The sequence below is a fragment of the Kineosporia corallincola genome (assembly GCF_018499875.1).
Lineage (GTDB): Bacteria > Actinomycetota > Actinomycetes > Actinomycetales > Kineosporiaceae > Kineosporia > Kineosporia corallincola.
Window position 1 is genome coordinate 473042 of the sequence record NZ_JAHBAY010000006.1, and the last position, 23608, is coordinate 496649.

Here is a 23608-nt window from a genome sequence, read left to right on the forward strand (position 1 = left end):
GCGCCCCATCGCACGTGATCACACGGTGCGGCACGAGGGCACTGGCAGACAAGCCCCCCAGAGTGCCAGCTTTCAGCATTCCGGCCGTGGCCGTCGCGCCAGGGCTCTCAGCGGCCCTCAGCGGCCCTCAGCGCCGGTCGAACAGGGTGCGCCCGGTCTGCGCGAACTTCTCCGCCTCGGCCAGGCATCGCAGCACCTGGGATTCCATCAGCGGGGTGGGCAGACGGCCGGGCTCGAACCAGCCGACAGCCAGCGACTCGTCATCACCGACCACCGCCTCGCCGCCGGTCGGGCGGCAGGCGAAGAAGTGGTCGACGTAGACGGTGCGGTCGCCGTTCGGGTACACCGTGGGCTGCGTGGTGTGGATCGAGATCAGGTCGGTCACCTCGACCTCGACCCCGGTCTCCTCCTGCACCTCGCGGACCAGGCTGAAGGCCATCTCCTCGCCCGGCTCGGAGATACCGCTGGGCAGTGCCCACAGCCCGTTGTCCGCGCGCTGGCCGAGCAGGATCCGCCCGGCCTCGTCACGCACCAGCCCGGTCACCCCGGGCAGCCACAGCTCGTCGTTGCCGATCTTCTCGCGCAGCTTGAGGATGAACTCAGGGGTCGCCATGTGCCCGAAGCCTACGAGCAACGCGGCTTCTCAGGACGCCGAGGCCCCGCGCTCCTCGAGCATGGTCCGCATCAGGGTGATCTCGGCCTGCTGGCCCTTCACGATGGTCTTGCACAGCGCCACCACGACCGGTTCGTCGGTCAGTTTCAGCGCCGCCTCGGCCATCGCCACGCCGCCCTCGTGATGCTTGATCATGAGCTGGAGGAACAGGATGTCGGCCTGATCGGTGGGCAGGGTGCGCAGCTTGTTCACCTCGGCCTGGGTGGCCATGCCGGGCATCAGGCCGTCGGCGTCGAGGTGGGTGTCGCCCGACGACAGGCCGGACAGCTGGTGCTCGGCCTCGTGCCCCTGCATCCACTCCATCGGCTGGCCACTGCGGCCGATCGACAGGTCCCAGACGTTGAGCCAGCCCTGCATCTGCCCCATCTGGCTGGTCTGGGTGAGCGCCATGTCGGTGGTGAGGTGGTACATCGCGTCGTCCTCGGTGCGCCGCTGCACGATCGTGGCCATGTCCACCGCCTGGGCGTGGTGGTCGATCATGTCGCGGGCCAGCCCGGCCGCCGCCGAATTGTCCGACGGCGTGGCCGGGCCCTGCACGTACGACACCAGCAGCACGGTGGCGACCAGCAGCACCAGACCGCCGATCGCCATCCGGACCAGCGCCCGCCCGGTCAGCCAGGAACCACGGGACGACGAGGGAGCCGGCTCCGGCTCGTCGTCCTCGTACAGCTCCTCGTCGTCCCGCTCGTCAGCGTCCACGGGTTCAGCCTGGCTGGTGTCACTCACCGTTGCTACTCCTGATCGGGGATCAGCCGGTCGGCGTTCCGACGCCACCGGTGCAGGCGGCCCCCATCTCGGGGGTCTGCTTGCCCTGCTTGTACTCCTTGATGAATTTCTCGATGCGCGGGTCCGAGGCGCTGTCCACCGACATCTGGACGCCCCACGCCGACAGGGTGATCGGGTTCGGCAGGTCGGTGTACGGCGACATCGTGATGTAGGTCTGGTTGCCCACGATGTCCTTCAGCTCGTCGACCTCGCTCTCGGCCAGGTCGGGCTGGTAGGTGATCCAGACCGCGCCGTGCTCCAGGTCGTGCACCGCGTTCTCGTTGGCCACCGGCGCGTCGTAGATGCCGCAGTTCAGCCAGACGGGGGCGTGGTCGCCGCCGACCGGCGGGGTCTGCTCGTACTTGACCGTGCCAGACACGTGGTTCTGGCTCAGGTCCTTGTAGGTCTTCACCCCGGTGAGCGCGACGGCGTCGTCCTTGGCCTGCTCGGAGCGGGCGTTCATCACCACGGCGGTGACGCCGCCGGCGACCGCCAGCACGATCACGGTGGCCCCGGCCGCGAGCGCGAACCGGTTCCGGCGTTCGCGTGAGGCCTGCTCAGCGCGCAGCTTCGCTGCCTTCTCCGCGGTGGCCTGCCGGGCCTTCCTGGCATTGGTCATGACGGTGTGGTGCCTCTCGGGGGTCACGGGGAGTTCGTCGACAAGTTGCTTACGGACGGCGAAGAGCCTCAGTTCCGACTTCACACAGGAAAACTCGCGGCCACGGTACCGCTTCACCAGCGACGACATCAGAACAAGTTCAAGCTTCACATAGATTTCTGTGTGCCGAAGCACCTCTTCGTAACACGCAATCGCTATCGTGCCGCCGCAGAAACGACGACGAACGGGATGCCGAATGCAGCTGTCACCGCACGAGCAGGAACGTCTCATGCTCTCCTACGCGTCCGACCTGGCCTGGCGGCGCAAGGATCGCGGCCTCAAGCTGAACCATCCCGAGGCGGTGGCGATCCTCAGCTCGTTCATCCTCGAGGGGGCCCGCGACGGGCGCCTGGTGGCCGATTTGATGCAGGCCGGCCGTGAGGTCCTGACCAGGGACGACGTGATGGACGGCGTGCCCGAGATGCTGGCCGAGGTGCAGGTCGAGGCCACCTTCCCGGACGGCACGAAACTCGTCACCGTGCACCAGCCGATCGCCTGAGAGGGGTCCGAGATGACATTCACCCCCGGTGAGGTGATCCCCGCCGACGGCGTGATCACCCTGAACGAAGGTGCCGAGCGCACCACCGTGCGCGTGGTCAACGCCGGCGACCGGCCGGTCCAGGTCGGCTCGCACTTCCACTTCTCCTCGGCCAACTCGGCGCTGGAGTTCGACCGTGAGCTGGCGCACGGCAAGCGGCTCGACATCGCCGCCGGCACCGCCGTCCGGTTCGAGCCCGGCGTCGACCGTGAGGTCACCCTGGTGCCGATCGCGGGCACCCGGGTCGTCCCCGGGCTGAGCCTGCCCGCCCCCGGCGTCCTCGACAAGAAAGAAGGCTGACGGCTTGGATCTCACCCGCGCCCGTTACGCGCAGCTCTACGGCCCCACGGTGGGCGACAAGGTGCGTCTGGCCGACACCGGCCTGTTCATCTCCCCCACCGAGGACCGCTCCGGCGGACCGGGACGGGCCGGCGAGGAGGCCGTGTTCGGCGGCGGGAAGGTGCTGCGCGAGTCGATGGGCCAGGGCCGCGCCAGCCGCGCCGAGGGCTCACCCGACCTGGTCATCACCGGTGCCCTCGTGCTCGACCACTGGGGCGTGATCAAGGCCGACGTGGGTGTGCGCGACGGCCGGATCGTGGCGCTGGGCAAGGCCGGCAACCCGGAGACCATGGACGGCGTGCACCCCCAGCTGGTGGTCGGGCCGAACACCGAGATCCTCGCGGGCAACGGCAAGATCCTCACCGCCGGCGGCATCGACTGCCACGTGCACTTCATCTGCCCGCAGATCGTGCCGGAGGCCCTGGGCAACGGCATCACCACGCTGATCGGTGGCGGCACCGGCCCGGCCGAGGGCACCAAGGCCACCACCGTGACCCCCGGCTCCTGGTACATGGCCCGCATGCTCGAGGCGATGGACGGCCAGCCGGTCAACGTCGCGCTGCTGGGCAAGGGCAACACCGTGTCGCACGAGGCGATGTGGGAGCAGCTGCGGGCCGGGGCGTCCGGGTTCAAGCTGCACGAGGACTGGGGCACCACGCCCGCGGCGATCGACGCCTGCCTGACCGTCTGCGACGCCAGCGGCGTGCAGGCCAGCATCCACACCGACACGCTGAACGAGGCCGGCTACGTGGAGAGCACGCTGGCCGCGATCAACGGCCGGGCGATCCACAGCTACCACACCGAGGGGGCCGGGGGCGGCCACGCGCCCGACATCATCACGGTGGCGGGCTACGGTCACATCCTCCCGTCGTCCACCAACCCGACCCGGCCGCACACCGTCAACACGCTGTCGGAGCACCTCGACATGCTGATGGTCTGTCACCACCTCTCCCCGAGCATCCCGGAGGACCTGGCGTTCGCCGAGTCCCGGATCCGGCCGTCCACCATCGCGGCCGAGGACCTGCTGCACGACCTCGGGGCGATCTCGATGATCGGCTCGGACGCCCAGGCGATGGGCCGGATCGGCGAGGTGGTGCTGCGTACCTGGCAGACCGCCCACGTGATGAAGACCCGGCGCGGCCTGCTCGACGGCGACGTGGACAACGACAACCTGCGGGCCCGGCGCTACATCGCGAAGTACACGATCTGCCCGGCCGTGGCGCACGGCATGGAGCGGGAGATCGGGTCGATCGAGACCGGCAAGCTCGCCGACCTGGTGCTCTGGGACCCGGCGTTCTTCGGCGTGCGGCCCAGCGTCGTGCTGAAGGGCGGCATGATCGCCTGGGCGCAGATGGGCGACGCGAACGCCTCGATCCCGACCCCGCAGCCGATCCTGCCGCGCCCGATGTTCGGCGCGGCCCCGAAGGTGGCGGCGGCCACCAGCGTGCACTTCGTCGCCCCGCAGGCGATCGAGGACGGGCTGGCCGGGCGCCTCAACGTGGACCGGCGACTGGTGGCGGTGGAGAACGTGCGGCGGCGCGGCAAGGCCGACATGCCGGAGAACACCGCGACGCCCGACATCCAGGTGGATCCGGACACGTTCACGGTGCGCATCGACGGCGAGGTGTGGGAGGAGCAGCCCGCCACCAGCCTGCCGATGGCGCAGCGGTACTTCATGTTCTAAGAGTTAGGCAACCTAACCTTGCTCGTGTTGCCTTCCGGCGCATGAGCCCGAGACGCCGGCCCGCCTTCGCCCGGTCCACCGCCGAATTCACCCCCCGCACCGCGTTGCTCGCCGGAGCATCCATGGTCGGAGGGCTGGCGGTGGCCGCGTGCGGGGCGGCACCGACTACTTCTCCCTGTGGCAGGACCAGACCCTGCCGGTGGCCTCCGCCCTGGGGCGCCGGGCGCAGGCGCAGAAACTGGTGGACGACGTGAAGACCGCCTACGCCCGGGCGGCCGACGAGAACCCGCGGTTCCAGGGCAAGGTGGCGACCTTCAGCCAGAACGGCTTCTACGACGGCCTGATCTACGTGTACCCGGCCGGGCTGGGCACCGACTTCCTCTCGATGCTCGGGTTCACCGTCAACCCGGACCTCGCCGACCTGGCGAAACCCGGCGAGCGCTGGACAAGGGGGCGATGTACTTCGTCACGCCGCTCAGCCTGGCCTACGTGCTGGAGCATCTGACCCCGGCACTGACGGACGCGGTCGCCGGCGAGTCCCCGGCGGAGATCGTCGGCGCCGCGTAAGCCCTTTCGCGCCGGGACGAGGCTCAGCCGATGTCCTTGATGTCGGCCCACTCGGTCTCGTTGGTGGCGGCCTTCGACACGTTGCCCTGGGTGGTGACACTGGTCTCCAGCATCGCCCGCCAGGTGCGCTTGCCGATCTTCGCCTTCCCGATGAAGAAGCCCTTCTTGTCGGTGGTCATCCACTTCTCGGTGACCCAGCCCTGCTTGGTCAGGCGCTGCACGGCGATCCGGGCACCCTTGATCGGGCTGCGCACCGGCAGGCCCTCGCCGTAGTTGGAGCGCACCACCTTGCCGCCGAGATAGCGGTAGGGGTGCTTGTGGATCACCACCATCGTCAGCATGCTGGGCCGCCGCAGCCGGAACGTGCTGGTGCAGGTGGTGCCGTCCCGGGTGATCGTGGCCTTGCTCAGGCCGGCCTGGGAGTTCTTGAAGGTCTTGGGCAGGAAGTTCTTGACCACGTGGCCGGGCGCCGCGTCGATGCCCAGCGCGGGCACCTGCACCCGCCAGCTGCCGGCGTCGGGAACCTCGAACTTCACGGCCTTCGCGTCGGAGCCGAGCAGCAGCGAGTTCGGCGAGTAGGCGCACTCGGCGGCGGCACCGGGGTTCGCGGCCGCCGTGTCGTCGGCGTGTGCGGAACCTGAGGCGAGCGGAGTGAGGACCAGCCCGGCGACGACCACCGAGACTCCCCCGAGTCTTCTCAACATGCCCGTGACCGTAGTGACTACCGTGGCGTCCGGCCGGGATTCGCCCGCCCTCTCCGCCGAAAGCCCGACCGCATCAGCGGATCAACCGGGCCAGAAGCGGCGCGGTGAACAGCATGACGAAAAGCCTTGCGATCTGGACCATCAGCACGAAGGTGACGTCGGATCCGCTGCCCACCGCGGTGGCCAGCACGGCGTACAGACCGCCCGGGGTGGTGGCCAGGTAGCCGTCCAGCAGGCTCTGCCCGGTGGCCCGGGCCAGCAGCACGCCGGTGCCGGCGCTGACCACGATCAGCGCGAGGATGGCCAGGGTAGCCGCGGGCAGCACCGAGGCCACGGCCTTCACACTCTCCCGGGTGAACCGCAGCCCGACCTGGAGGCCGATCAGGGCGAACCCGAGGTTCTCCAGCCAGCCCGGCACGCTGCCGGCGAACACCCCGGTGCCGGTCAGCACCGCGGCCACGATCAGCGGGAACAGCAGGGCACCGGCCGGCAGTGGCAGGAACCGGGCCAGTGGCAGGCCGATCAGCAGCGCCAGCGCCGCGATCGCCAGACCGTGCCAGAGCGGCGGCACCGGCTCGGGGTCGAAGGTGAAGGAGCCGGTGTCGTCGGGCCGGAACACCACCTGCACCACCAGCGGCATGCCGACCAGGATGATCAGCACCCGCAGGTACTGCACGACCGCCACCACCCGGTCGTCGGCCCCCAGGTCACGGGCGATCGCCACGATGCCTGAGGCGCCGCCCGCCACCATCGAGAACACACCGGTGGCCGTGGACACCCCGGGCCGCAGCCGCAGCAGGTAGCCCGCGCCCACGCTGAGCAGCAGGGTGACCAGGCAGGACAGCAGCACCGGCAGCCAGTCGGCGCGCAGCGAGGTGAGGGTTCCGGGCTCCAGCGTCGCCCCGATCGAGGCCCCCAGCACGGCCTGGCCGGTGGTGAAGGCGACCGCCGGGATCTCCGGCACCCGGGGCGCGATCAGGGCGTAGCCGAGGCCGGCCGCGAGCGACCCGAACAGCACCGGTGACGGCAGACCGGCCAGGTCGAGGACCCAGGAGAGACCGGTGACGAGGACAGTGAGAATCACCCAGGGCACTGATTCACCCTATGACCTGACCAATAAGGGACGACGAACACCGGCCGGAGACACTCCCCGTAACACGGGGAATCTAGGCTGTGCGGATGCTCGTCCCCGCAACCGCCACGCTGCTCGCCCTGGCCGACCAGCGTCTGCCCAGCGGAGGGCATGTGCACTCCGGCGGGGTGGAGCAGGCGATCAGCGACGGCCTGATCACCGAGGTGCGCGGCCTGGAACGGTTCCTGGAACGCCGGCTGCGCACGACCGGCCTGGTCACCGCGGGTCTGGCGGCAGCCGCCGCGCGATGCGGCGCCACGCCCGACGCCCCGCACCGGATCCGGCTTCTCGACGCCGAGGCCGACGCCCGCACCCCGTCCCCCGCACAGCGCACCGCATCGCGGGCGCAGGGCCGGGGGTTGCTGCGCACCGCGAAGGCCGCCTGGGCCGCCCCTTCCACCAGCCTGAGCTGGACCGATCTCGGTGCCCGGCCGCATCATCCGATCGTGCTGGGCTGTGCCGGCGCGGCCGGCGGGGTGTCCGCCGAGGGCGCCGCCCTGGCCGCCGCCTACCTGTCGGTGAGCGCCCCCTCGACCGCGGCACAGCGGCTGCTCGCACTCGACCCGGTCGCGGTGGCCGCCGTCACCGTCAGACTGGGGCCCGCGATCGAGGAGATCGCGGCCCTCGCCGTCCACCATTCGGATTTCGAAGACCTGCCCGACGATTCAGACCCCCTGCTGGACCTGCTGGCCGAGCGCCACGCCGCCCGAGAGGAGCGCCTCTTTGCGTCCTGACCTGTATCTCACCGACTCCGCCCTGGGTGGAGCCCGCCTCGGTGTGCCGCGTCCTGCGGCCCTGCCCCACGAACTGCCCGGCGAGGACCCGCACGAGCACCTGGCCGCCGGCCCCGGACGTCTGTCCGGCGAGCACGGCCCGCTGCGCGTCGGCATCGGCGGACCGGTCGGCTCGGGCAAGACCGCCCTGGTGGCCGCCCTGTGCCGGGTGCTGGGCGAGAAGCTCCAGCTGGGTGTGGTGACGAACGACATCTACACCACCGAGGACGCCGACTTCCTGCGCCGCAACGCGGTTCTGCCCGACGAGCGGATCACCGCCGTGCAGACCGGCTGCTGCCCGCACACCGCGATCCGCGACGACATCACCGCCAACCTCGACGCCATCGACGACCTGGTCGAGCGGCTCCCCCCGCTCGACCTGGTGCTGGTCGAGTCCGGCGGCGACAACCTCACCGCCTCGTTCAGCAAGGGCCTGGTCGACGTGCAGATCTTCGTGGTCGACGTGGCCGGTGGCGACAAGGTGCCGCGCAAGGGTGGCCCGGGCGTCACCACGGCCGACCTGCTGGTGATCAACAAGACCGACCTGGCGCCGCTGGTCGGTGCCGACCTCGGGGTGATGGCGGGCGACGCGCACAAGGTGCGCGGCGAGCAGCCGGTCGTGCTCCAGTCGCTGCGCGAGGACCCGCGCGCCACCGACGTGGCCGGCTGGGTGATGGCCCAGCTGGACCGCACCGCCGCGGGGCACGTGCACGCCTAGATGGACAGTCGTATCGAGATCGTCGCGGTGAACCGGGCCGGTCGCACGGTGGTGCGATCGATCCGGACCACCGGCGTCGGGCACTTCGCCGCGCGCCAGACCGACTGGGGCGTGGTGCATCTGGTCGGCATCGCCGCCGGCCCGCTCGGCGGCGACCATGCCGTGATCGACGTGCACGTGCAGGCCGGTGCCCGGCTGGCCCTGCGGAGCGCCGGGGCCACGATCATCCAGCCCGGGCGGTTACGGCCGGACTCCCGGGTGGAACTGAACATCCGGGTGGACGACGAGGCCGAGCTCGACCTGGCCACCGAGCCGACCGTGATCTGCCAGGGCGCGGTGCACGAGAACCGCACCACCGTGACCCTTTCCGGCAGCGGACGGGCCCGGCTGGTGGAGCAGGTGCTGCTCGGCCGGGCCTACGAGGGCCCCGGGGAGTGGAGCGGGCGCACCGTGGTGACCCGCGACGGCGCGCCGCTGCTGCGGCACACCCTGCGCTCGGCGATGACCGGGCGGGTGATCTCCACGCTGGTGAACACCGATGTGCCGGAGGTGGTTCCGGCGGTCGCCGGGGCGGCGGTGGCGATGCCGCTCGCCTCCGGCGGACTGCTGGTCACCGCGACCGGTAAGGACCTTCTCCCGGTCCAGGCGGACCTGCTGGCGGCCGAGGCCCTCGCGGCGCCGGTGCCGGTCGCTTCTTCCGTCCCGGAAGACTGAGGATCGCCAGCGCCGACACGATCATCACGCTGCCGCCGATCAGCCACGGCCAGATCCCGCCGATCAGCGTGCGCTGCTCGCCGTCGCCGGAGCTCGTGGAGTCACCGGCGGCGGCCGCCGCGGTGGGGCTGGCGGTCGTGGTGCCCGAGGCGGAGGCCGACGGGGTGGGGGTGGCGGCCGGGTCGACCTCGCTGCTCAGCGTCTCGCCCGGATCCGGCTCCACCCCGGTGTATTTGTAGATCCTCATCTGGTCGATCTGGAAGTACTTCGGCAGCTTGGTGCCGGCGTCGGGCTTGCCGCTGAGGTCGTCACCGGTGGTGGTGGCCATGCTCAGCCAGCGCGAGCCCTTGTACGCCTTGTCCGAGTAGTAGATCTCCTTCTTGTCCAGCGTGATCAGGAGATGCTTGGGCGCCCACTCGATGGTGTAGGTGTGCCACTTCTTGTCGGCGAAGTCCTCTTCCACGAAGTACTGCTCCGAGGACTTGCCCGAGCCGTTGCTGATGTAGGCGGTGTCCTGGTCGGGCGCCAGCAGCTCCAGGCTGGTGATGGCGTTGCCGCTGCTGTCGTCGGTGGGTGACAGCGTGATGTAGCTGTTGATGCCCTTGCCGGTGGGCACCTTGGCCTTCACCTCGAACTTGCCGTAGGTCTGCGGCCAGTTCCAGCAGCCCATGCCGCCGGTGGTGTAGGCCTGCCCGTCGGTCTTCTTCTTCTCGATCTTCAGCTCCAGCACGCCGTCGTCGAGCGTGGCGTTGCTCTCCGACCAGGCGCTGCTGCCCGCGGCGTACTCGCCGGTGTATTTCACGCAGCCGTCGGGCAGGGAGGAACCGGTGAAGTTGACCTCGCTGCGCAGTTCCCAGCTGGACTTCTTCTTGGCGGCCTTCAGACCGGGGGCGGCCGTGGCGGCCTGCGACCCGATCATCACACCGGCCGCGACCAGTGCCGCGACCGCCGCCAGGTAACGCCTCGGCCTCATGCCTGCCTCTCGTCCGCTGATCCACCACGTTCGGGCGTCGCTGTACCTTACGCAACATTCCTGGGCCGGCCCGAACCGCCGGCCGGGTGACGCCCTGCCGGGTGACCCACCGGCCCTGCTGACCAGCCGGGGCGCCCGCGTGCCGATGCCCGGGTGGTGAAGAAGAAGGCGGGGCGGCGCAGGAATCGTTCCACGTTGACGGCCGCCGCGCTGGGACTGGCGGGCATGACCGGTGGCCTGTTCGTCACCGGCGCGCTCGACCCGGTGCTGACCCGGGCCCTCACCCTGGTGCAGGCCGACGACACGGACCGGGCCGACGACTCAGACCGGGCGGACACGGGCGACGCAGCGAGGATGCAGCGCGTCGCGGACTGGATGTACTACGAGGACGTGCCGGAGTGGTCGTCGGTGCGCGGTGTGCCGCAGGTGACCCGGGTGCCGCAGCCGGAACAGCCGTCCCGGCCGGCGATCGCCCCGCCGGAGCACCCGCACCGCTTCTTCTTCTCCGGCCCGCCCGAGATGCCGCGCTACTACCTGGAGGGGCCGGACGACTGCATGCAGCCGCACAACCCCTCCGCGATCGTGCGCAACTACGTGGTCACCGCCACCGGCGGCGGCAGCGTGTCGATCCGCTGGTACGACATGGGCGACCCGGACACCCAGGAGTACCAGGTGGTCGCGGTGCCGCAGTACGTCAACCACTTCGACTACGCGACCCCGGTGCCGGACCCGCCCAGGAAGTACTCCACGGTGAAGGCGGCGGACGGCTGCCGGCAGATGCGCACCACCGTCAGCGGGCTGAGAGCCGGTGCGATCTACCAGTTCACGCTGCTGGGCATGAACAAGTCCCCGCTCAACGGGCGGCAGTACTCGATCACCCGCGCGGTGAGCGAGGACATCACGATCAGATAGAGCGGGTGATCCGCCACTGCGGGCGGCCGTTCTCGACCAGGTGCGCCACCGCCACCCGGGCGGCCTCGTCCCGGGCCGGGCCGGACCACTGCCAGCTCACGTCCCAGATCCCGGTGTCGCCGACCTGGTCGCACCAGCAGCCGTGGTCACCGGCCGGCACCCCGGCGCCGAGCACCACCTCGGACACCTGGTCGCGCAGCACCGCGGCCTGAGCGTCGTCCAGGCGGGCGTTCGTCACGGTCACCCGTGCCGTGGGGCTGACAGTCAGCACGTCCCCGGGCCACCGGTCTCCGGTCGGGTCGTTGGTCACCTCGTTGGTCACCGCGAGATGGTGGCCCAAGGTCCCGCCTTCGTCATAATCCGTGACACATCCGGGGGTAGTCGAACGCGCTGGGTGATGATTCGATTCCGGGGTGCCCACCTGGATCCTCGTCCTGATCACGCTCGCCGGCCTCTACGCGCTGAGCTGCCTGCTGATGGTGCTGTTCGCGCACCGCCTGCCGCCCGGCCTGCTGCGCGACGTGGCCGAGTTTCTGCCCGCGTGCGTCACCGCCGCACGCCGGCTGCGCAACCGGCCCGAGGTGCCCCGGCGGGCCAGGGTGGCGCTGCTGGTGGCGGTGCTCTGGGTGGTCTCGCCGATCGACCTGCTGCCCGAGTTCCTGCCGGTGATCGGGCCTCTCGACGACGTGGTGGCCGTGGTGCTGCTGCTGCGCTACGCCGGGCGCAGCATTCCCCGGCCGGTGCTCCTGGAGGCCTGGCCCGGCGAACCAGGCCTCCTGGAGCGACTTCTCGGCAAGCCGGCTCAGGCCGCCTGAAGCGTCCTCGACCACAGCGAGGTGCCGTCCAGATCGCGCAGGTGCACGGTGAAGGCCCGGCTGTCCCCGTCGATCTGCACCTCACCGAAGAACTGGCTGCCCTCCAGCGGTGAGGTGTTGGCGCGGGGCGGGGTGGCCGCGAACACCTGCTGCGGGCCGAAGGTCGGGTCCAGGTCGTTCGGGCCGAACGCACCGGCGTGCAGCGGGCCGCTGACGAACTCCCAGAACGGCTCGAAGTCCTGGAAGGCCGCGCGCGCGGGGTCGTAGTGGTGCGCGGCCGTGTAGTGCACGTCGGCCGTGAGCCAGACCGTGTTCCCGATCCGTCGGCGCTTGATCTCCCGCAGGATCCAGGCGATCTGCCGCTCGCGGCCGAGCGGGCCGCCCGGCTTCCCCTGCGCCACCGCCTCGATCGCCTCACCGTCGGGCACCACCAGGCCGATCGGCATGTCCGCCTGGATCACCTTCCAGGTGGCCTTCGACGCCGCCAGCGAGCGCACCAGCCAGCGGGCCTGCTCGGTGCCGAGAATGCCGCCGTCCGGCGAGATTCCGCCGTCCTCCAGACCCGCGGTGTTGTCGTTGCGGTAGGTGCGCATGTCGAGGATGAACACGTCGAGCAGCGGGCCGTACGAGACCTTGCGGTAGATCTGGTGCTCGCGCACGGTGCGGGTGCTCAGCGGCTGGTACTCGGTCCACGCCCGGTAGGCGCGCACCTTGAGCACGTCGATGTCCTTCTCGGTGTAGCGGCTGTCGTCGAGGATCTCGCCCGGGTACCAGTTGTTGCTGACCTCGTGATCGTCCCACTGGCAGACCATCGGCGTGCGGGCGAGGAAGGCCCGCATCCCGTCGTCCCCCAGGTTGTAGCGATGGGCGCCGCGGAAGTCGTCGAGCGTCTCGGCGACGTGGGACTTGGCCTCCTCCAGCACGTTCCGGTACACCCGGCCGTCGGGCAGGGTGACGTCGCCGGTGATCGGGCCGTCGGCGTAGATCGAGTCGCCGGAGTGCAGGAAGAAGTGCGGGTCACGCCTGAGCATGGCCCGGTAGATCGGGAAGCCGCCGAGGTCGGGGTTGCGGCCCCAGCCCTGCCCGGACTGGTCGCCGCTCCAGAGGAAACGCACGTCGCGGGCCCGGCGCGGGGCGGTGCGCAGCAGCCCGTCGGCGTGCGCCCCCTCGGCCCGGTGGGCATCCGGGTCGGCCAGGACCACCCGGTAGTCGAGGGACTCGCCGGCGGGCAGGCCGCTCAGCTCGACCCGGCCGGTGAAGTCGCTCTTCGCGGTCAGCACCGGCCCACGGAACGTGCGCACGCCCGGGACCTGCACGAACATCCGGGCCGGGCGGTCGGACCGGGTCCACACCACAGCGCTGCCGGCGGTGACGTCGCCGGACTGCACCCCGTGGGTGAGCTGCGGGCGGTCGCGCCGGACCAGGTTGCTCACCGCACCGGTGGTGGACAGGCCCGCGAACCCTGCTGCACCGCGCAGGATCCCGCGGCGGGAGACGAGAGGAGGCATGGACCGCAGGCTGGCACGCCGAAGTAACACAAAAGCGACCAATGCATGGACGACGAGGGCACCGGTCCCCTCCTCACGGATTTCCGACAGAGCCTTTCGCGCTATGCCTCTTGCCAAGCAATGTAAGAGGTGTTTCAGTTTTACTACTGACATCGAGCACGAGGAGAATCACCATGACCACGATCAACGGCGCCGTCGCGCTGGTCACCGGGGGCCAGCGCGGCCTGGGCCGGGCCTTCACCCAAGCCCTGCTGGACGCCGGGGCGGCGAAGGTCTACGTCACCGCCCGGCAGCCGGTTCCGGACGACGACCCGCGCATCGTGCCGCTGCCGCTGGACGTGACGGACGAGCAGTCCGTCCTGCGCCTGGCCGCCGCGGCGCCGGACGTGAGCATCCTGGTGAACAACGCCGGCACGACGGTGCGCGGCGACCTCACCGAGATCGGGCTCGACGACACCCGGACGGTGTTCGAGACCAACGTGTTCGGGCCCCTGCGGGTGGCCCAGGTGTTCGCGCCGGTGCTGGCCGCGAACGGCGGCGGGGCCCTGGTCGACATCCACTCGGTGCTGAGCTGGCTGGCCGGCAGCGGGGTCTACGGTGCCTCCAAGGCCGCGTTCTGGTCGCTGACCAACTCGCTGCGGCCGGTGCTGGGCAAGGCCGGCACCCAGGTGCTCGGGGTGCACCTGGGCTACGCCCGCACCGACATGACCGCTGCGCTGGACGTGCCCAAGATCGAGCCGGACGAGGTGGCCCAGGGCATGGTGGCGGCGCTGCTGAACGGGGACACCGAGTACCTGGCGGACGACGTGAGCCGGTTCGCCAAGTCGGCGCTGACCGGGCCGCCCGAGGCTCTCGCTATCGTGTGACGTGCAAAAGGAGGCCGGGATGCCACGATTCGCCGCCACCGAGCGACTGGGCACGTCGGTCGCCCCGGTGACGCTGCTGCTCACCCAGGAACTGGTGAACAGCCAGGGACCAGTGACCTACCAGGTGGACTGGCTGGTGAACGTCACCGGCGCGCAGGACTGGCTGGACGGCGTGCTGTCCGACTGGGGCAGCGTGAACCCCACCCTGACGGTGCCCGGGATCCGGCTGCGCAGGCCCGATCTCGAACGGCTGCGCACGGTGCGGGACGGGCTGCACCAGTTGCTGGCCCGGGGCGAGGAGCGGCCGTTCCAGCCGGAGGCACCACAGCCCGGCCCCCTGCTCGACGCCCCACTCGCGGTGCGCGCCGGGCCGGACGGGGTGCAGGCCTCCCCCGTCGGCACCGGCATCGGGTGGATCGCGTCGGCGGTGGCGCTGGAGCTGTTCCGGGCGCAGGAGCACGACCTGCTGCGCCGGCTCAAGCTGTGCCACAACCCGGGCTGCGCAACGGCTTTCTACGACCGCTCGAAGAACAACAGCCGCGCCTGGCACGACGTGGCCACCTGCGGCAACCGGGCGAACGTGCGGGCCTACCGGGCCCGGCAGCGCACTACCGGCGAGTGAGCAGTCACACCAGCTGTTTCCGCATGCATCGCTCCTGCACCCAGCGACCGGGGGCCACCCGCAGCGGCTGCTCCTCGCCGGTCGGCACGAAGCCCAGGTGACGGTAGGCCTCCCAGGCGATCCGGTTGTGCTCCAGCACCCAGAGCATCAACTCGTCGATGTGCTGGTGCCGGGCCTCGGCCTCCAGGGAGGAGAGCAGACGGCGCACCACGCCCTGCCGGCGTGCGTCCGGGGCCACCCAGACCGCCTCCACGTAGCGGGTCCGTCCGGCGTCCACCAGGTTCTGCTCGCCCGGCTCGTCGGGTCCGGTCAGGCAGGCGACGCCGACGATCTCGTGGTCCGGGCCGGTGCGGGCGATCAGCCAGGTGGCGGCGGTCAGCCGGGACTGCCAGACCGACCGGGGCACACGGCATTCCGTCTGGTAGCCGGTGGCGAAGGCCTTGGGCGATTCGCGCAGCGCCCGCAACCGCACCATCTTCAGCACGCCCCAGTCCGAGGCCCGCAGTCTGACCACGGTCAGTGCCTGGCGTTTCGGCTGGGAATGCAGGGTTTTCGCGCTGCCGTCCGGGCCCATCAGGTCTGCCACCGTGGACATGCCGTCGTTCTCCGTCCGTCGAAGGGTTTTCAGCCGACGGCCATGATCCCCGGCTTCAGGTCGTCAGCAGCAGATCAAAACCCCCGCGTGGCACGACCTGACCGAAGTAGTGGTGCTCCGCCTCGTCCCAGCGGCCGAACCAGTCGTCGTGCCAGTCGTCCCCGTCACCTGCCCGTAACCTGCGGTGCCGAACGGTGAGCGGGCGCGTGCCCGCGTCGTCCACCCTTGTCCCGATCAGATCGCCCGGCCGCCGGGCCGCCCCGGTCGTACCGCCCGGCGTGCCGTACGGTCCCGCTCATGACCACGGTTTTGCTGATCACCCTGGGCGGCACGATCAGTTCCTCGGCGGACAGCGGAACACCCGGTGTGATCCCGCGCAGCGGCGCCGAGGAACTGGCGGCCCAGCTCGTCCCCTGGCTGCCCGACGTGCGGGTGGTGCCGCGCGAGCTGCGGCTGCTGCCCTCGCCCTCGCTGACCTTCGCCGACCTGTTCGCCCTGCTGCACGAGATCGACACCGCCCGCGACGTGGACGGGGTGGTGGTCTCGCAGGGGACCGACACCCTGGAGGAGACGGCTTTCCTGCTCGACGTGCTCGGGGCCGGGGCCAGGCGCCCGGTGGTCGTCACCGGCGCCATGCGTGACCAGGACACCCCCGGGGCCGACGGCGCCGCCAACCTGATCGCCGCGGTGAAGGTGGCCTCGTCACCGGTCGCGTCCGGCGTGCTGGCGGTTTTCGCCGACTCGGTGTTCGCCGGGCGCACCGTGCGCAAGCACAGCGCGGTGCACGCCGACGCCTTCACCGCCTCGCCGTGGGGCGCCCTCGGCATGGTGCGCGAGGGCTCGGTGCACCTGCCGCTGTCCGCCGCCGGCGGCCCCACCCTGCCGGTGCCGGCCCTCGCCGATCCGCCCGCCGTCGCCCTGATCAGTACGGGTGTGGACGACGACCTGCGGCTCCTGCCGGGTCTGGCCGCCCTCGGCTACTCCGGCGCGGTGCTGGAGGGGATGGGTGGCGGGCACGTCGCGACCACCGCGATCGACGCGGTCTCCCGTTGCACGCTGCCGATCGTGCTGTGCAGCCGGGCCGGGGCCGGGCCCACCCTGCGCCACACCTACGGCTACCCCGGCGGCGAGATCGACCTGCTGGGGCGCGGGCTGATCTGGGGTGGGCACCTGACCGGGGTGAAGGCCCGGCTGCTGCTCGTGCTCTGCCTGATGCAGGGCTGGTCGGGCGACGAGCTGCGGCAGCGGTTCGAGCAGGTCGCCGGCGCCTGAGCCCGCCTAGGCGGGCTGGACCCGGTCCTCGGGACCACGCACCGGGTGCAGACAGCGGTAACGCACCTCGCCTTCCTCCTCCAGAGGCGGTAGGGCCTGGGCACATTCGTCGGTGGCGCGCCAGCACCGGGTGCGGAAGTTGCAGCCCGAGGGCGGATTCGTGGCCGAGGGCACCCGCCCGCGCAGCGGGATCGGGCGGGCGGGCGTGAGCAGCCGGGGCGTGGCCGAGAACAGGGCGTGCGTGTACGGGTGCCGGGCGACCTCCTCGACCGCGGCGGCCGGCGCCTCCTCGGCGATCCGGCCCAGGTACATGGTGACCACCCGGTCGGACATCCGCCGCACCGTCTGGATGTCGTGCGAGACGAAGACCATGGCCAGGCCCAGTTCCGAGCGCAGCCGGTCGAGCAGGTTGAGGATCTGCGCGCGCACCGACACGTCCAGCGCGGAGGTCGGCTCGTCGGCCACCAGCAGGGCCGGCTCCAGCGCGAGGGCCCGGGCGATGGCCACCCGCTGCCGCTGGCCGCCGGACAGCTGGGCGGGCACCGCGTCGGCCACCGCGGTGGGCAGGCCGACCAGGTCCATCAGCTCGCGTACCCGTTGCGCCCGGCCCGGCCGGTCGCCCCGGCCGTGCACCACCAGCGGGTCGGCGATGATGCGCTGCACGGTGAGCCGCCGGTTCAGGGCGGTGGACGGGTCCTGGAACACCGTGCCGATGCTGGCCCCGAAGGTCAGGCGCCGCTCACGGGCCGACATCTCCCACAGCGAGCGGCCGCGAAAACCCACCACCCCGGCGGTCGGTCGCTGCAACCCGACCAGCACCCGGGCCAGAGTGGTCTTGCCGCAACCGGATTCACCCACCACACCGACCGTCTCGCCGGCCCGCACCACCAGGTCGGCCTCCGTCAGCGCGTACACCGAGGCACTGCCGAGAAGTCCTCCGGCCCGCGTCTTGTGGACGACGGAAACCCCGCTCAGCGTGATCAGCTCGCTCATCGGGTCACCTCGTGCGGGTAGTGACAGGAGACCTGGTGATCGTCCGTGCCGTGCACCGGGGGCAGCCGGGTGGGACAGACCTCCTCGTCGGTGACCGGGCAGCGCCCGGCGAACCGGCAGCCCGGGCTGAAGTCGGCCGGGGCCGGGACCACGCCCTTGATCTGGGCCAGCACCGCGTCCTGCTGCTCGATGGACACCACCGAGGCGAGCAGGCCCCGGGTGTAGTGGTGCCGCGGCCGGGCGATCAGCGCTGCGGTGTGCCCGGTCTCGGCCACCTGCCCGGCATACATCACCACCACCCGGTCACAGAGCTCGGCCACCAGCGCCAGGTCGTGCGAGACCAGCACCAGCGCGAAGCCCAGCTCGGCCTGCAACCGCAGCAGCAGCTGCATCACCTGGGCCTGCACGGTGACGTCGAGCGCGGTGGTGGGCTCGTCGGCGATGATCAGCTTCGGGTCGCGCGACAGGGCCAGGGCGATCAGGACCCGCTGCCGCTGCCCGCCGGACAGCTCGTGCGGATAGGCGCGCAGCGTGCGGTCCGGGTCCAGGCCGACCAGACGCAGCAGCTCCTCCGGCGAGCGCCGCCCGCCCCGGCGCACCACCTGCTTGAGCTGGCTGCGCACGGTGAGCGCGGGGTTCAGCGACGACAGCGCGTCCTGGTACACCATGACGATCTCGCGGCCCATCAGCCGGCGCCGCCGCCCGGCCGGGGTGGTGAGCAGGTCGGTGCCGCCGAACAGCACCTCGCCCCCCAGCACCGCGCCGGGCGGCTGGAGTCCCATCACCGCCAGGGCCGTCAGCGACTTGCCACAGCCCGACTCGCCGATCAGGCCGAGCACCTCACCGGCCCGCACGGTGAACGAGATGTCTTGCACCACGGCGTTTCCGCGGTGCCGCTGGGGAAAGCTGACCGACAGGTGCCGCACCTCCAGCACGGTGGGCGCGTCGCCGAGGTCGCGGGTGCCGAGCCGGTCGGCCGCCGCCCGCAGCTGCTCGGCGGGCAGCTCCACCGGCTGGTTCTCGGATGCCGCCCGGGCCAGTTCCCGGGCCACGGCCTGCTGCGCCTGGGGCCGGGCCGAGGGTGCCGCCCAGGCGTCGGAGATGCCCTCCGCCAGCACGTTCAGCGCCAGCACGGTGATCAGGATGAGCAGACCGGGGAACAGCGTGGCCCACCAGCCGCCGATCAGCACCTGGTCCTTGCCGTCGGCCAGCACCGAGCCCCAGGACGGGTCGGGTGGCTGGATGCCCGCCCCGATGAACGACAGCGAGCTCTCGAACACGATGGCGTCGGCCACCAGGATCGTGCAGAACACCAGTACCGGGGCCGCGCAGTTGACCGCCACGTGCCGGGTCAGGGTGTAGAAACGCCGTGCGCCGATGGTCTTCTCGGCCGCCACGTAGTCTTCGGCGTACTGCGCCAGCACGTTCGCCCGCACCACCCGGGTGACCTGGGGAACGTAGAGGAAACCGATGGCCAGGACGAGCACCGGGATGTCGCGGCCGAACACGGCCACCAGCACGGCGGCCAGGGCGATGCCCGGGAACGCCATGATCACGTCGAGCACCCGCATCACCAGCTCGTCCACGTGCTTGCCGGCGGTGGCGGTGAACGCGCCCAGCACCGCGCCGCAGAGCAGGGCGAAGGCCGTGGCCAGCAGGCCGATCGCGAGTGACCAGCGGGTGCCGAACAGCAGGCGGGTGAACACGTCCCGGCCGTTGTCGTCGACCCCGAACCAGTGCGCGCCGGACGGCCCGCCGGTGTCGGCGCTCAGCTCGTTCGGTGAGTACGGCGCGAGCACCGGGGCCAGCAGGGCGACCAGGGCCAGCACCAGGATCACGGCCAGGGCGATCCAGGAGACGGCGTTCAGCCGCCGCAGCCGCACCCCCGGCCGGGCGAGGGCGAGAAGGCGCGGTCTGACAGCGGCTTTCACGATGCCGTCCTCAGGCGCGGGTTGGCGATCAGGTAGAGCACGTCGACCACCAGGTTCACCAGCAGGAAGCCGATCGCGATGGTGAGCACGAAGCCCTGCACCTTGGCGATGTCGCCGTCGCCGACCGCCTGGATCATGTTCTGCCCCATGCCGGGCAGGGCGAACATGGTCTCGATCACCACCGCGCCACCGAGCATGTAGCCGATGCGCAGACCGAGCACGGTGAGCGGGTTGACCAGTGCGTTGCGCAGCACGTTGCGCCCCACCACGACCAGGGGCGGCAGCCCGAGCCCTCGCGCCGTCCTCACGTAGTCCTTGTCGAGCTCCTCCACCACGGAGGTCCGGATGATCCGGGTCATCTGCGCGGCCACCGGAAGGGCGAGCGAGATCGCCGGCAGCGCAAGGGCGTTCAGCCAGGGGCCGAGGCCCTCGGACGGGTTGACGTAGCCGCCGGTGGGAAAGGCCCCGCGCCCCACCGCGAGCCACTGGATCAGCAGCAGCGCCACCCAGAACGGCGGGGCGGCCACCCCGACCAGGCTGACCAGCCGGATCAGCTGGTCGGGCCAGCGGTCGCGGAACACCGCCGCGGTCACCCCGAGCAGCGTGGCCACGGTCAGGGCGATCACGATGCCGAGCGCGGTCAGCTGCACGGTGAGCGGCAGGGCGGTGCGGATGGTGTCGAGCACCGGCTGCCGGGTGATCAGCGAAGTGCCGAAATCCCCGTGCAGCAGGTCGATCACGAAGTGCAGGTAGCGCACGGGCAGCGGGTCGTTCAGCCCGTTCGCCTCGCGGAACGCCTCCAGCTGCTCGGCCGTGGCGTTGCCGCCCTCGAACGCGGCCAGGGCCGGGTCGGTCGGGGCGAACCGCATCACCACGAACACGAACAGGATCACACCGAGCACCAGCGGGACGAAGAGCAGCAGACGCCTCAGCAGCATCCGCGCCACCGCCGTCATGACGGGTCGACCCGCTGCGCCCTGATCAGGTTGATGCCGGGATAGCCCTGGGGCTGAATGTCGGCCAGGCGTTCACCGTTCCAGGCGGTGACCAGCTTGGTGAACACGATCGGGTAGAGCACGGCCTGGTCGGCGATCTGGTCGAGCACCTTCTTGTTCTCGGTCTTCGCGGTGGCCTCGTCGGCGGCGTAGGCGGCCTTGTCCATCTGCTCGTAGAGGGCGTCGGCGTCCACACCGGCGAACTTGGCGTAGGTGGTGGACCACAGCGACTGCGGGCTGTAGTAAAACCGCTCGATCAGGTCGGGGTCGTTGCCGAACTGCTGCGGGTTGCCGGAGGCCGCGACCACCTGATAGTCCTCGCCACCGTCCAGTTTCGAGAACAGCGCCTTGGTGTCCTGGGCGTTCAGCGTGGTCTTCACCCCGATCGCGTCCCAGCCTTCCTTGATCACGTTGATCGTGTCGGCCACCAGCGAGGTGTTGGTGGAGCCCAGGGTGATGGCCAGGTCGCTCACCCCGGCCTGCTCCAGCAGTTGCCTGGCCCTGTCCGGGTCGTAGGTGAAGTCGGTGGACGCTTTCTGGTACGCCTCGAGTTCGGGGTTGAGGTACGAGTCCGCCGCCACCCCCTGCCCCTTCAGCGCCACCTGCACCACCTTCTCCTTGTCGATGGCGTAGTGCAGCGCCTGTCGTACCCGCTTGTCGTCGAACGGTTTGCGGGTGGTGTCGAACATCAGGAACACGTTGTTCTGCCCCTGCACCGCCTCCACCTCACGCCCGTCCTTCCGCAGCTGCTCCAGGTTGGCGGGCGGGATGTTGTCGGCGATCTGCGCCTGTGGCCGGGCTCCGGAGATCGCGGCCACCCGCGGGGCGGCGTCGACGATGGAGCGCCAGACCAGGGTGTCGTACTGCGCCGGGTGGTCGCCGTTGTACTGGTCGTTCTTCACGAAGGTGGTGTGGTCGAGCGCGGCCTGCTCGGTGATCTTGTAGGGGCCGGAGCCCAGCGTCTTGCCGGCCGCGGCGTCGTCCCACTTACCGTCGAAAACGTGCTGCGGCACGATCATCGCCGTCTCGACCCGCTCCAGCGCGTACTGGAAGGGCTGCTTGAGGTGGAACTCGACGGTGGACTCGTTCTTGGCCACCACCTCGTCGAGCCAGCCCGAGAAGAACGCCCTGAGCTGCACGTTCTCGTCGGGGTCGAGGATCCGGTCGTAGGTGAACACGACGTCGTCGGCCGTCACCGGCTGCCCGTCGGACCACTTCGCCCCCTCGCGCAGCTCGAAGGTGATGGTGTCGCCGTCCACGTCGCCGGGCACCGCTGCCAGCCCGGCCTCCGGCTCACGGGTGATCGGGTCGCCGGTGACCAGCGGCTCGTACACGTTGGTGAAGGCGGCCATCGAGAAGGCCGAGGCGGTCTGGGTCGGGTCCCAGCTCTGGTTGTTGCCGTAACCGATGACGGCGGTGAGCGTGCCGGTGTCGGAACTGCTGTCCGACGACGCCGGCCCGCCGCAGGCGGCCAGCAGGACGCCCGCGGCGACGATCACGAGGCTTCGGGGAAAGGTCGAGCGCTGCATCTGGTGACTCCTTCGTCCGCCCGGCCCGGCCCTCGGCCGCCCGCATCACCAAACCTTAGGTAGAACAGCGAATTTCTGGCAAACGTGCACTCTTATCGCACTGAGCCTTGCCTTTCAGCTCATCCTGCGGTCAGACGACGCCAGGCCAGCTCGGCGAGGGTGGCCGCCTGTTCCCCGAGCAGCGAGTCGTCGAACACCGCGGTGGCGGAATGCAGTGACCGGCCGGGAAACTGATCATGAGCGACGCCGAGGAAGTACATGTTGCCCGGCACCTGCTCCAGCACGTACGAGAAGTCCTCCGAGGCCATGCCGGGCGTCGGCAGCGTCTCCACCCGTGCCGGTCCGTACAGTTCCTCCAGCAGCGCCAGCACCCGGGCGGTCTCCGCCGGGTCGTTGTGGGTCACCGGGTAGCTGTCGTGCACCTCCACGTCCACCTCGCACCGGTGCACGGCGGCCAGACCCCGCACCATCCGCGGCAGTTCGGTCCTGACCAGGTCGAGCGTGCGCCGCGACAGGGTGCGCACGTTCAGGTCGATGTCGACCCACGAGGGGATCACGTTCTTCGCCACCGAGTCGCTGGCCAGCCGGGTCACCGAGATCACCGCGGGATCGGTCACCGGGATCCGCCGGGTGACGAAAGACTGGACGGCAAGGATGATCTCGGCCGCCACCGGCACCGGGTCCACGCCGTGGTGCGGGATCGCGGCGTGCCCGCCGGCCGCCTTCACCCGGAAGTACATCCCGCCGGAGCTGGACATGATCGGCCCGGGCCGGGTGCTCAGCACGCCGAACGGATCACCGCAGTCCACGTGCACGGCGTAGGCCGCCACCGGCCGTTCACCGGCCACGTCGAGCAGCCCCTCCTCCAGCATGATCCGCGCCCCACCGGCGCCCTCCTCCCCCGGCTGGAAGGCGAAAATGACCGTTCCGGGCAGCTCTTCGCGCCGCTCGTGGAGCAGCTGGGCGGCACCGACCAGCCCGGCCGTGTGCAGGTCGTGACCGCAGGCGTGCATCGCCCCGTTGTGCGAGGCGTAGTCCAGGCCGGTCGCCTCCTCGATCGGCAGGCCGTCCATGTCGCCGCGCAGCAGCACCACCGGCCCCGGACGTCCGCCACGCAGCACCCCGACCACCGAGGTGAGGGCCTGTCCGGTGGTGATCTCCAGGTCCAGCCCGGACAGCGCCTCCAGCACCTTGGCCTGGGTCTTCGGCAGGTCGAGGCGCAGCTCCGGCTCGGCGTGCAGCCGGCGGCGCAGGTCGACCAGCTCGGGGGTGATCCGCGCGGCCTCGGTCAGGAACGTCATGTGGTGCTCCAGGTCTCAGTTTCCGGGGGGA

The 23608-nt window shown here is 70.8% G+C and carries 27 protein-coding genes; 12 read left to right on the top strand and 15 right to left on the bottom strand.

All coding sequences use genetic code 11. From position 1 onward, the window contains the following. Window positions 1–127: 127 nt before the first annotated feature. The 3 genes from KIH74_RS17260 to KIH74_RS17270 are packed head-to-tail and all read right to left on the bottom strand — an operon-like array spanning window position 128 to window position 2057. Window positions 128–613, bottom strand: coding sequence for an NUDIX hydrolase (locus KIH74_RS17260; protein ID WP_214156976.1), 486 nt, complete (start codon window positions 611–613; stop codon window positions 128–130). Between the two features lie 30 nt (window positions 614–643). Then, window positions 644–1399, bottom strand: coding sequence for a DUF305 domain-containing protein (locus tag KIH74_RS36495; protein WP_214156977.1), 756 nt, complete (start codon window positions 1397–1399; stop codon window positions 644–646). 22 nt (window positions 1400–1421) lie between these two features. Continuing rightward, window positions 1422–2057 carry a thioredoxin-like domain-containing protein gene (locus KIH74_RS17270; protein ID WP_214156978.1) on the bottom strand — a complete coding sequence of 212 codons (636 nt, stop codon included), beginning with the start codon at window positions 2055–2057 and terminating at the stop codon, window positions 1422–1424. A 235-nt stretch (window positions 2058–2292) separates the two neighbouring features. Between KIH74_RS17270 and KIH74_RS17275 the strand changes: the two genes are divergently transcribed. The 4 genes from KIH74_RS17275 (at window position 2293) to KIH74_RS17290 (ending at window position 5162) form a co-directional block, all read left to right on the top strand. Beyond that, window positions 2293–2595, top strand: coding sequence for an urease subunit gamma (locus tag KIH74_RS17275; protein WP_214156979.1), 303 nt, complete (start codon window positions 2293–2295; stop codon window positions 2593–2595). Between the two features lie 12 nt (window positions 2596–2607). Further along, window positions 2608–2934 (top strand): urease subunit beta, encoded by a 327-nt coding sequence (locus KIH74_RS17280; protein ID WP_214156980.1) that lies wholly within the window; start codon window positions 2608–2610, stop codon window positions 2932–2934. Window positions 2935–2938: 4 nt separating this feature from the next. Beyond that, on the top strand, window positions 2939–4657 hold the full coding sequence (locus KIH74_RS17285) for an urease subunit alpha (protein WP_214156981.1): 1719 nt from the start codon (window positions 2939–2941) through the stop codon (window positions 4655–4657). 148 nt (window positions 4658–4805) lie between these two features. Continuing rightward, window positions 4806–5162 (top strand): substrate-binding domain-containing protein, encoded by a 357-nt coding sequence (locus KIH74_RS17290; RefSeq protein ID WP_214156982.1) that lies wholly within the window; start codon window positions 4806–4808, stop codon window positions 5160–5162. An 85-nt stretch (window positions 5163–5247) separates the two neighbouring features. On the opposite strand, the gene KIH74_RS17295 is transcribed toward KIH74_RS17290, so the two are convergent. Beyond that, window positions 5248–5928, bottom strand: coding sequence for a hypothetical protein (locus KIH74_RS17295; RefSeq protein ID WP_214156983.1), 681 nt, complete (start codon window positions 5926–5928; stop codon window positions 5248–5250). 73 nt (window positions 5929–6001) lie between these two features. Further along, window positions 6002–7021: an AbrB family transcriptional regulator gene (locus tag KIH74_RS17300; RefSeq protein WP_214156984.1), complete on the bottom strand. Its 1020-nt coding sequence runs from the start codon at window positions 7019–7021 to the stop codon at window positions 6002–6004. An 86-nt stretch (window positions 7022–7107) separates the two neighbouring features. On the opposite strand from KIH74_RS17300, the gene KIH74_RS17305 reads away from it, so the two are divergent. The 3 genes from KIH74_RS17305 (at window position 7108) to KIH74_RS17315 (ending at window position 9265) form a co-directional block, all read left to right on the top strand. Further along, window positions 7108–7794, top strand: a complete 687-nt coding sequence (locus KIH74_RS17305; protein WP_214156985.1) for an urease accessory protein UreF — start codon at window positions 7108–7110, stop codon at window positions 7792–7794. Window positions 7795–7855: 61 nt separating this feature from the next. Beyond that, window positions 7856–8551 carry an urease accessory protein UreG gene (ureG, locus tag KIH74_RS17310; protein WP_372492082.1) on the top strand — a complete coding sequence of 232 codons (696 nt, stop codon included), beginning with the start codon at window positions 7856–7858 and terminating at the stop codon, window positions 8549–8551. Beyond that, a complete protein-coding gene (locus KIH74_RS17315) occupies window positions 8552–9265 on the top strand; it encodes an urease accessory protein UreD (RefSeq protein ID WP_214156986.1) in 714 nt (237 codons plus the stop codon). Here the strand turns inward: KIH74_RS17315 and KIH74_RS17320 are convergent. Beyond that, on the bottom strand, window positions 9162–10238 hold the full coding sequence (locus tag KIH74_RS17320; protein ID WP_214156987.1) for a glycoside hydrolase family 16 protein: 1077 nt from the start codon (window positions 10236–10238) through the stop codon (window positions 9162–9164). The genes KIH74_RS17315 and KIH74_RS17320 overlap by 104 nt on opposite strands. A gap of 195 nt (window positions 10239–10433) precedes the next feature. On the opposite strand from KIH74_RS17320, the gene KIH74_RS17325 reads away from it, so the two are divergent. Continuing rightward, window positions 10434–11150, top strand: a complete 717-nt coding sequence (locus KIH74_RS17325; RefSeq protein WP_214156988.1) for a hypothetical protein — start codon at window positions 10434–10436, stop codon at window positions 11148–11150. Here KIH74_RS17325 and KIH74_RS17330 read toward each other — a convergent pair. Continuing rightward, on the bottom strand, window positions 11143–11472 hold the full coding sequence (locus tag KIH74_RS17330; protein WP_214156989.1) for a hypothetical protein: 330 nt from the start codon (window positions 11470–11472) through the stop codon (window positions 11143–11145). The two genes, KIH74_RS17325 and KIH74_RS17330, sit on opposite strands and share 8 nt — an antisense overlap. Before the next feature lie 154 nt (window positions 11473–11626). Between KIH74_RS17330 and KIH74_RS17335 the strand changes: the two genes are divergently transcribed. After that, complete coding sequence (locus tag KIH74_RS17335; RefSeq protein ID WP_246572603.1) at window positions 11627–11965, top strand: YkvA family protein; 339 nt, start codon at window positions 11627–11629, stop codon at window positions 11963–11965. Here the strand turns inward: KIH74_RS17335 and KIH74_RS17340 are convergent. Continuing rightward, the gene (locus KIH74_RS17340; protein ID WP_214156991.1) at window positions 11953–13473 is read right to left on the bottom strand and encodes an alkaline phosphatase D family protein; all 1521 of its coding nucleotides are present in this window, start codon (window positions 13471–13473) and stop codon (window positions 11953–11955) included. The two genes, KIH74_RS17335 and KIH74_RS17340, sit on opposite strands and share 13 nt — an antisense overlap. A 173-nt stretch (window positions 13474–13646) precedes the next feature. Here KIH74_RS17340 and KIH74_RS17345 point away from each other — a divergent pair, with 173 nt between their 5' ends. Next, on the top strand, window positions 13647–14339 hold the full coding sequence (locus KIH74_RS17345) for an SDR family oxidoreductase (protein ID WP_214156992.1): 693 nt from the start codon (window positions 13647–13649) through the stop codon (window positions 14337–14339). 19 nt (window positions 14340–14358) lie between these two features. Beyond that, entirely contained in the window at window positions 14359–14961 is a 603-nt protein-coding gene (locus tag KIH74_RS17350) for a CGNR zinc finger domain-containing protein (protein WP_214156993.1), read from the top strand. A gap of 4 nt (window positions 14962–14965) precedes the next feature. On the opposite strand, the gene KIH74_RS17355 is transcribed toward KIH74_RS17350, so the two are convergent. Together KIH74_RS17355 and KIH74_RS17360 are read right to left on the bottom strand one after the other, a co-directional pair. Then, window positions 14966–15556, bottom strand: a complete 591-nt coding sequence (locus KIH74_RS17355) for a GNAT family N-acetyltransferase (RefSeq protein ID WP_214156994.1) — start codon at window positions 15554–15556, stop codon at window positions 14966–14968. 55 nt (window positions 15557–15611) lie between these two features. Beyond that, window positions 15612–15779 (bottom strand): hypothetical protein, encoded by a 168-nt coding sequence (locus KIH74_RS17360; RefSeq protein ID WP_214156995.1) that lies wholly within the window; start codon window positions 15777–15779, stop codon window positions 15612–15614. A gap of 74 nt (window positions 15780–15853) precedes the next feature. On the opposite strand from KIH74_RS17360, the gene KIH74_RS17365 reads away from it, so the two are divergent. Beyond that, on the top strand, window positions 15854–16828 hold the full coding sequence (locus KIH74_RS17365; protein ID WP_214156996.1) for an asparaginase: 975 nt from the start codon (window positions 15854–15856) through the stop codon (window positions 16826–16828). A 6-nt stretch (window positions 16829–16834) separates the two neighbouring features. On the opposite strand, the gene KIH74_RS17370 is transcribed toward KIH74_RS17365, so the two are convergent. The 5 genes from KIH74_RS17370 to KIH74_RS17390 all read right to left on the bottom strand — a co-directional run bounded on the left by KIH74_RS17370 (window position 16835) and on the right by KIH74_RS17390 (window position 23577). Next, complete coding sequence (locus KIH74_RS17370) at window positions 16835–17821, bottom strand: oligopeptide/dipeptide ABC transporter ATP-binding protein (protein ID WP_214156997.1); 987 nt, start codon at window positions 17819–17821, stop codon at window positions 16835–16837. Further along, the gene (locus KIH74_RS17375; RefSeq protein WP_214156998.1) at window positions 17818–19752 is read right to left on the bottom strand and encodes a dipeptide/oligopeptide/nickel ABC transporter permease/ATP-binding protein; all 1935 of its coding nucleotides are present in this window, start codon (window positions 19750–19752) and stop codon (window positions 17818–17820) included. Before KIH74_RS17375 ends, KIH74_RS17370 begins: the two co-directional genes overlap by 4 nt. Then, window positions 19749–20708 (bottom strand): ABC transporter permease, encoded by a 960-nt coding sequence (locus KIH74_RS17380; RefSeq protein WP_214156999.1) that lies wholly within the window; start codon window positions 20706–20708, stop codon window positions 19749–19751. The genes KIH74_RS17375 and KIH74_RS17380 overlap by 4 nt, the downstream gene beginning before the upstream one ends. Then, complete coding sequence (locus tag KIH74_RS17385; RefSeq protein ID WP_214157000.1) at window positions 20705–22276, bottom strand: ABC transporter substrate-binding protein; 1572 nt, start codon at window positions 22274–22276, stop codon at window positions 20705–20707. Before KIH74_RS17385 ends, KIH74_RS17380 begins: the two co-directional genes overlap by 4 nt. A gap of 119 nt (window positions 22277–22395) precedes the next feature. Beyond that, complete coding sequence (locus KIH74_RS17390) at window positions 22396–23577, bottom strand: M20 metallopeptidase family protein (RefSeq protein WP_214157001.1); 1182 nt, start codon at window positions 23575–23577, stop codon at window positions 22396–22398. Between the last annotated feature and the right edge of the window lie 31 nt (window positions 23578–23608).

Bases quoted from the DNA above. Each gene is read 5' to 3' on its own strand.
- KIH74_RS17260 (WP_214156976.1), bottom strand. From the start codon at position 613: ATGGCGACCCCTGAGTTCATCCTCAAGCTGCGCGAGAAGATCGGCAAC.
- KIH74_RS17270 (WP_214156978.1), bottom strand. From the start codon at position 2,057: ATGACCAATGCCAGGAAGGCCCGGCAGGCCACCGCGGAGAAGGCAGCG.
- KIH74_RS17275 (WP_214156979.1), top strand. From the start codon at position 2,293: ATGCAGCTGTCACCGCACGAGCAGGAACGTCTCATGCTCTCCTACGCG.
- KIH74_RS17280 (WP_214156980.1), top strand. From the start codon at position 2,608: ATGACATTCACCCCCGGTGAGGTGATCCCCGCCGACGGCGTGATCACC.
- KIH74_RS17295 (WP_214156983.1), bottom strand. From the start codon at position 5,928: ATGTTGAGAAGACTCGGGGGAGTCTCGGTGGTCGTCGCCGGGCTGGTC.
- KIH74_RS17305 (WP_214156985.1), top strand. From the start codon at position 7,108: ATGCTCGTCCCCGCAACCGCCACGCTGCTCGCCCTGGCCGACCAGCGT.
- KIH74_RS17315 (WP_214156986.1), top strand. From the start codon at position 8,552: ATGGACAGTCGTATCGAGATCGTCGCGGTGAACCGGGCCGGTCGCACG.
- KIH74_RS17320 (WP_214156987.1), bottom strand. From the start codon at position 10,238: ATGAGGCCGAGGCGTTACCTGGCGGCGGTCGCGGCACTGGTCGCGGCC.
- KIH74_RS17335 (WP_246572603.1), top strand. From the start codon at position 11,627: ATGGTGCTGTTCGCGCACCGCCTGCCGCCCGGCCTGCTGCGCGACGTG.
- KIH74_RS17340 (WP_214156991.1), bottom strand. From the start codon at position 13,473: ATGCCTCCTCTCGTCTCCCGCCGCGGGATCCTGCGCGGTGCAGCAGGG.
- KIH74_RS17345 (WP_214156992.1), top strand. From the start codon at position 13,647: ATGACCACGATCAACGGCGCCGTCGCGCTGGTCACCGGGGGCCAGCGC.
- KIH74_RS17350 (WP_214156993.1), top strand. From the start codon at position 14,359: ATGCCACGATTCGCCGCCACCGAGCGACTGGGCACGTCGGTCGCCCCG.
- KIH74_RS17355 (WP_214156994.1), bottom strand. From the start codon at position 15,556: ATGTCCACGGTGGCAGACCTGATGGGCCCGGACGGCAGCGCGAAAACC.
- KIH74_RS17365 (WP_214156996.1), top strand. From the start codon at position 15,854: ATGACCACGGTTTTGCTGATCACCCTGGGCGGCACGATCAGTTCCTCG.
- KIH74_RS17370 (WP_214156997.1), bottom strand. From the start codon at position 17,821: ATGAGCGAGCTGATCACGCTGAGCGGGGTTTCCGTCGTCCACAAGACG.
- KIH74_RS17380 (WP_214156999.1), bottom strand. From the start codon at position 20,708: ATGACGGCGGTGGCGCGGATGCTGCTGAGGCGTCTGCTGCTCTTCGTC.
- KIH74_RS17385 (WP_214157000.1), bottom strand. From the start codon at position 22,276: ATGCAGCGCTCGACCTTTCCCCGAAGCCTCGTGATCGTCGCCGCGGGC.
- KIH74_RS17390 (WP_214157001.1), bottom strand. From the start codon at position 23,577: ATGACGTTCCTGACCGAGGCCGCGCGGATCACCCCCGAGCTGGTCGAC.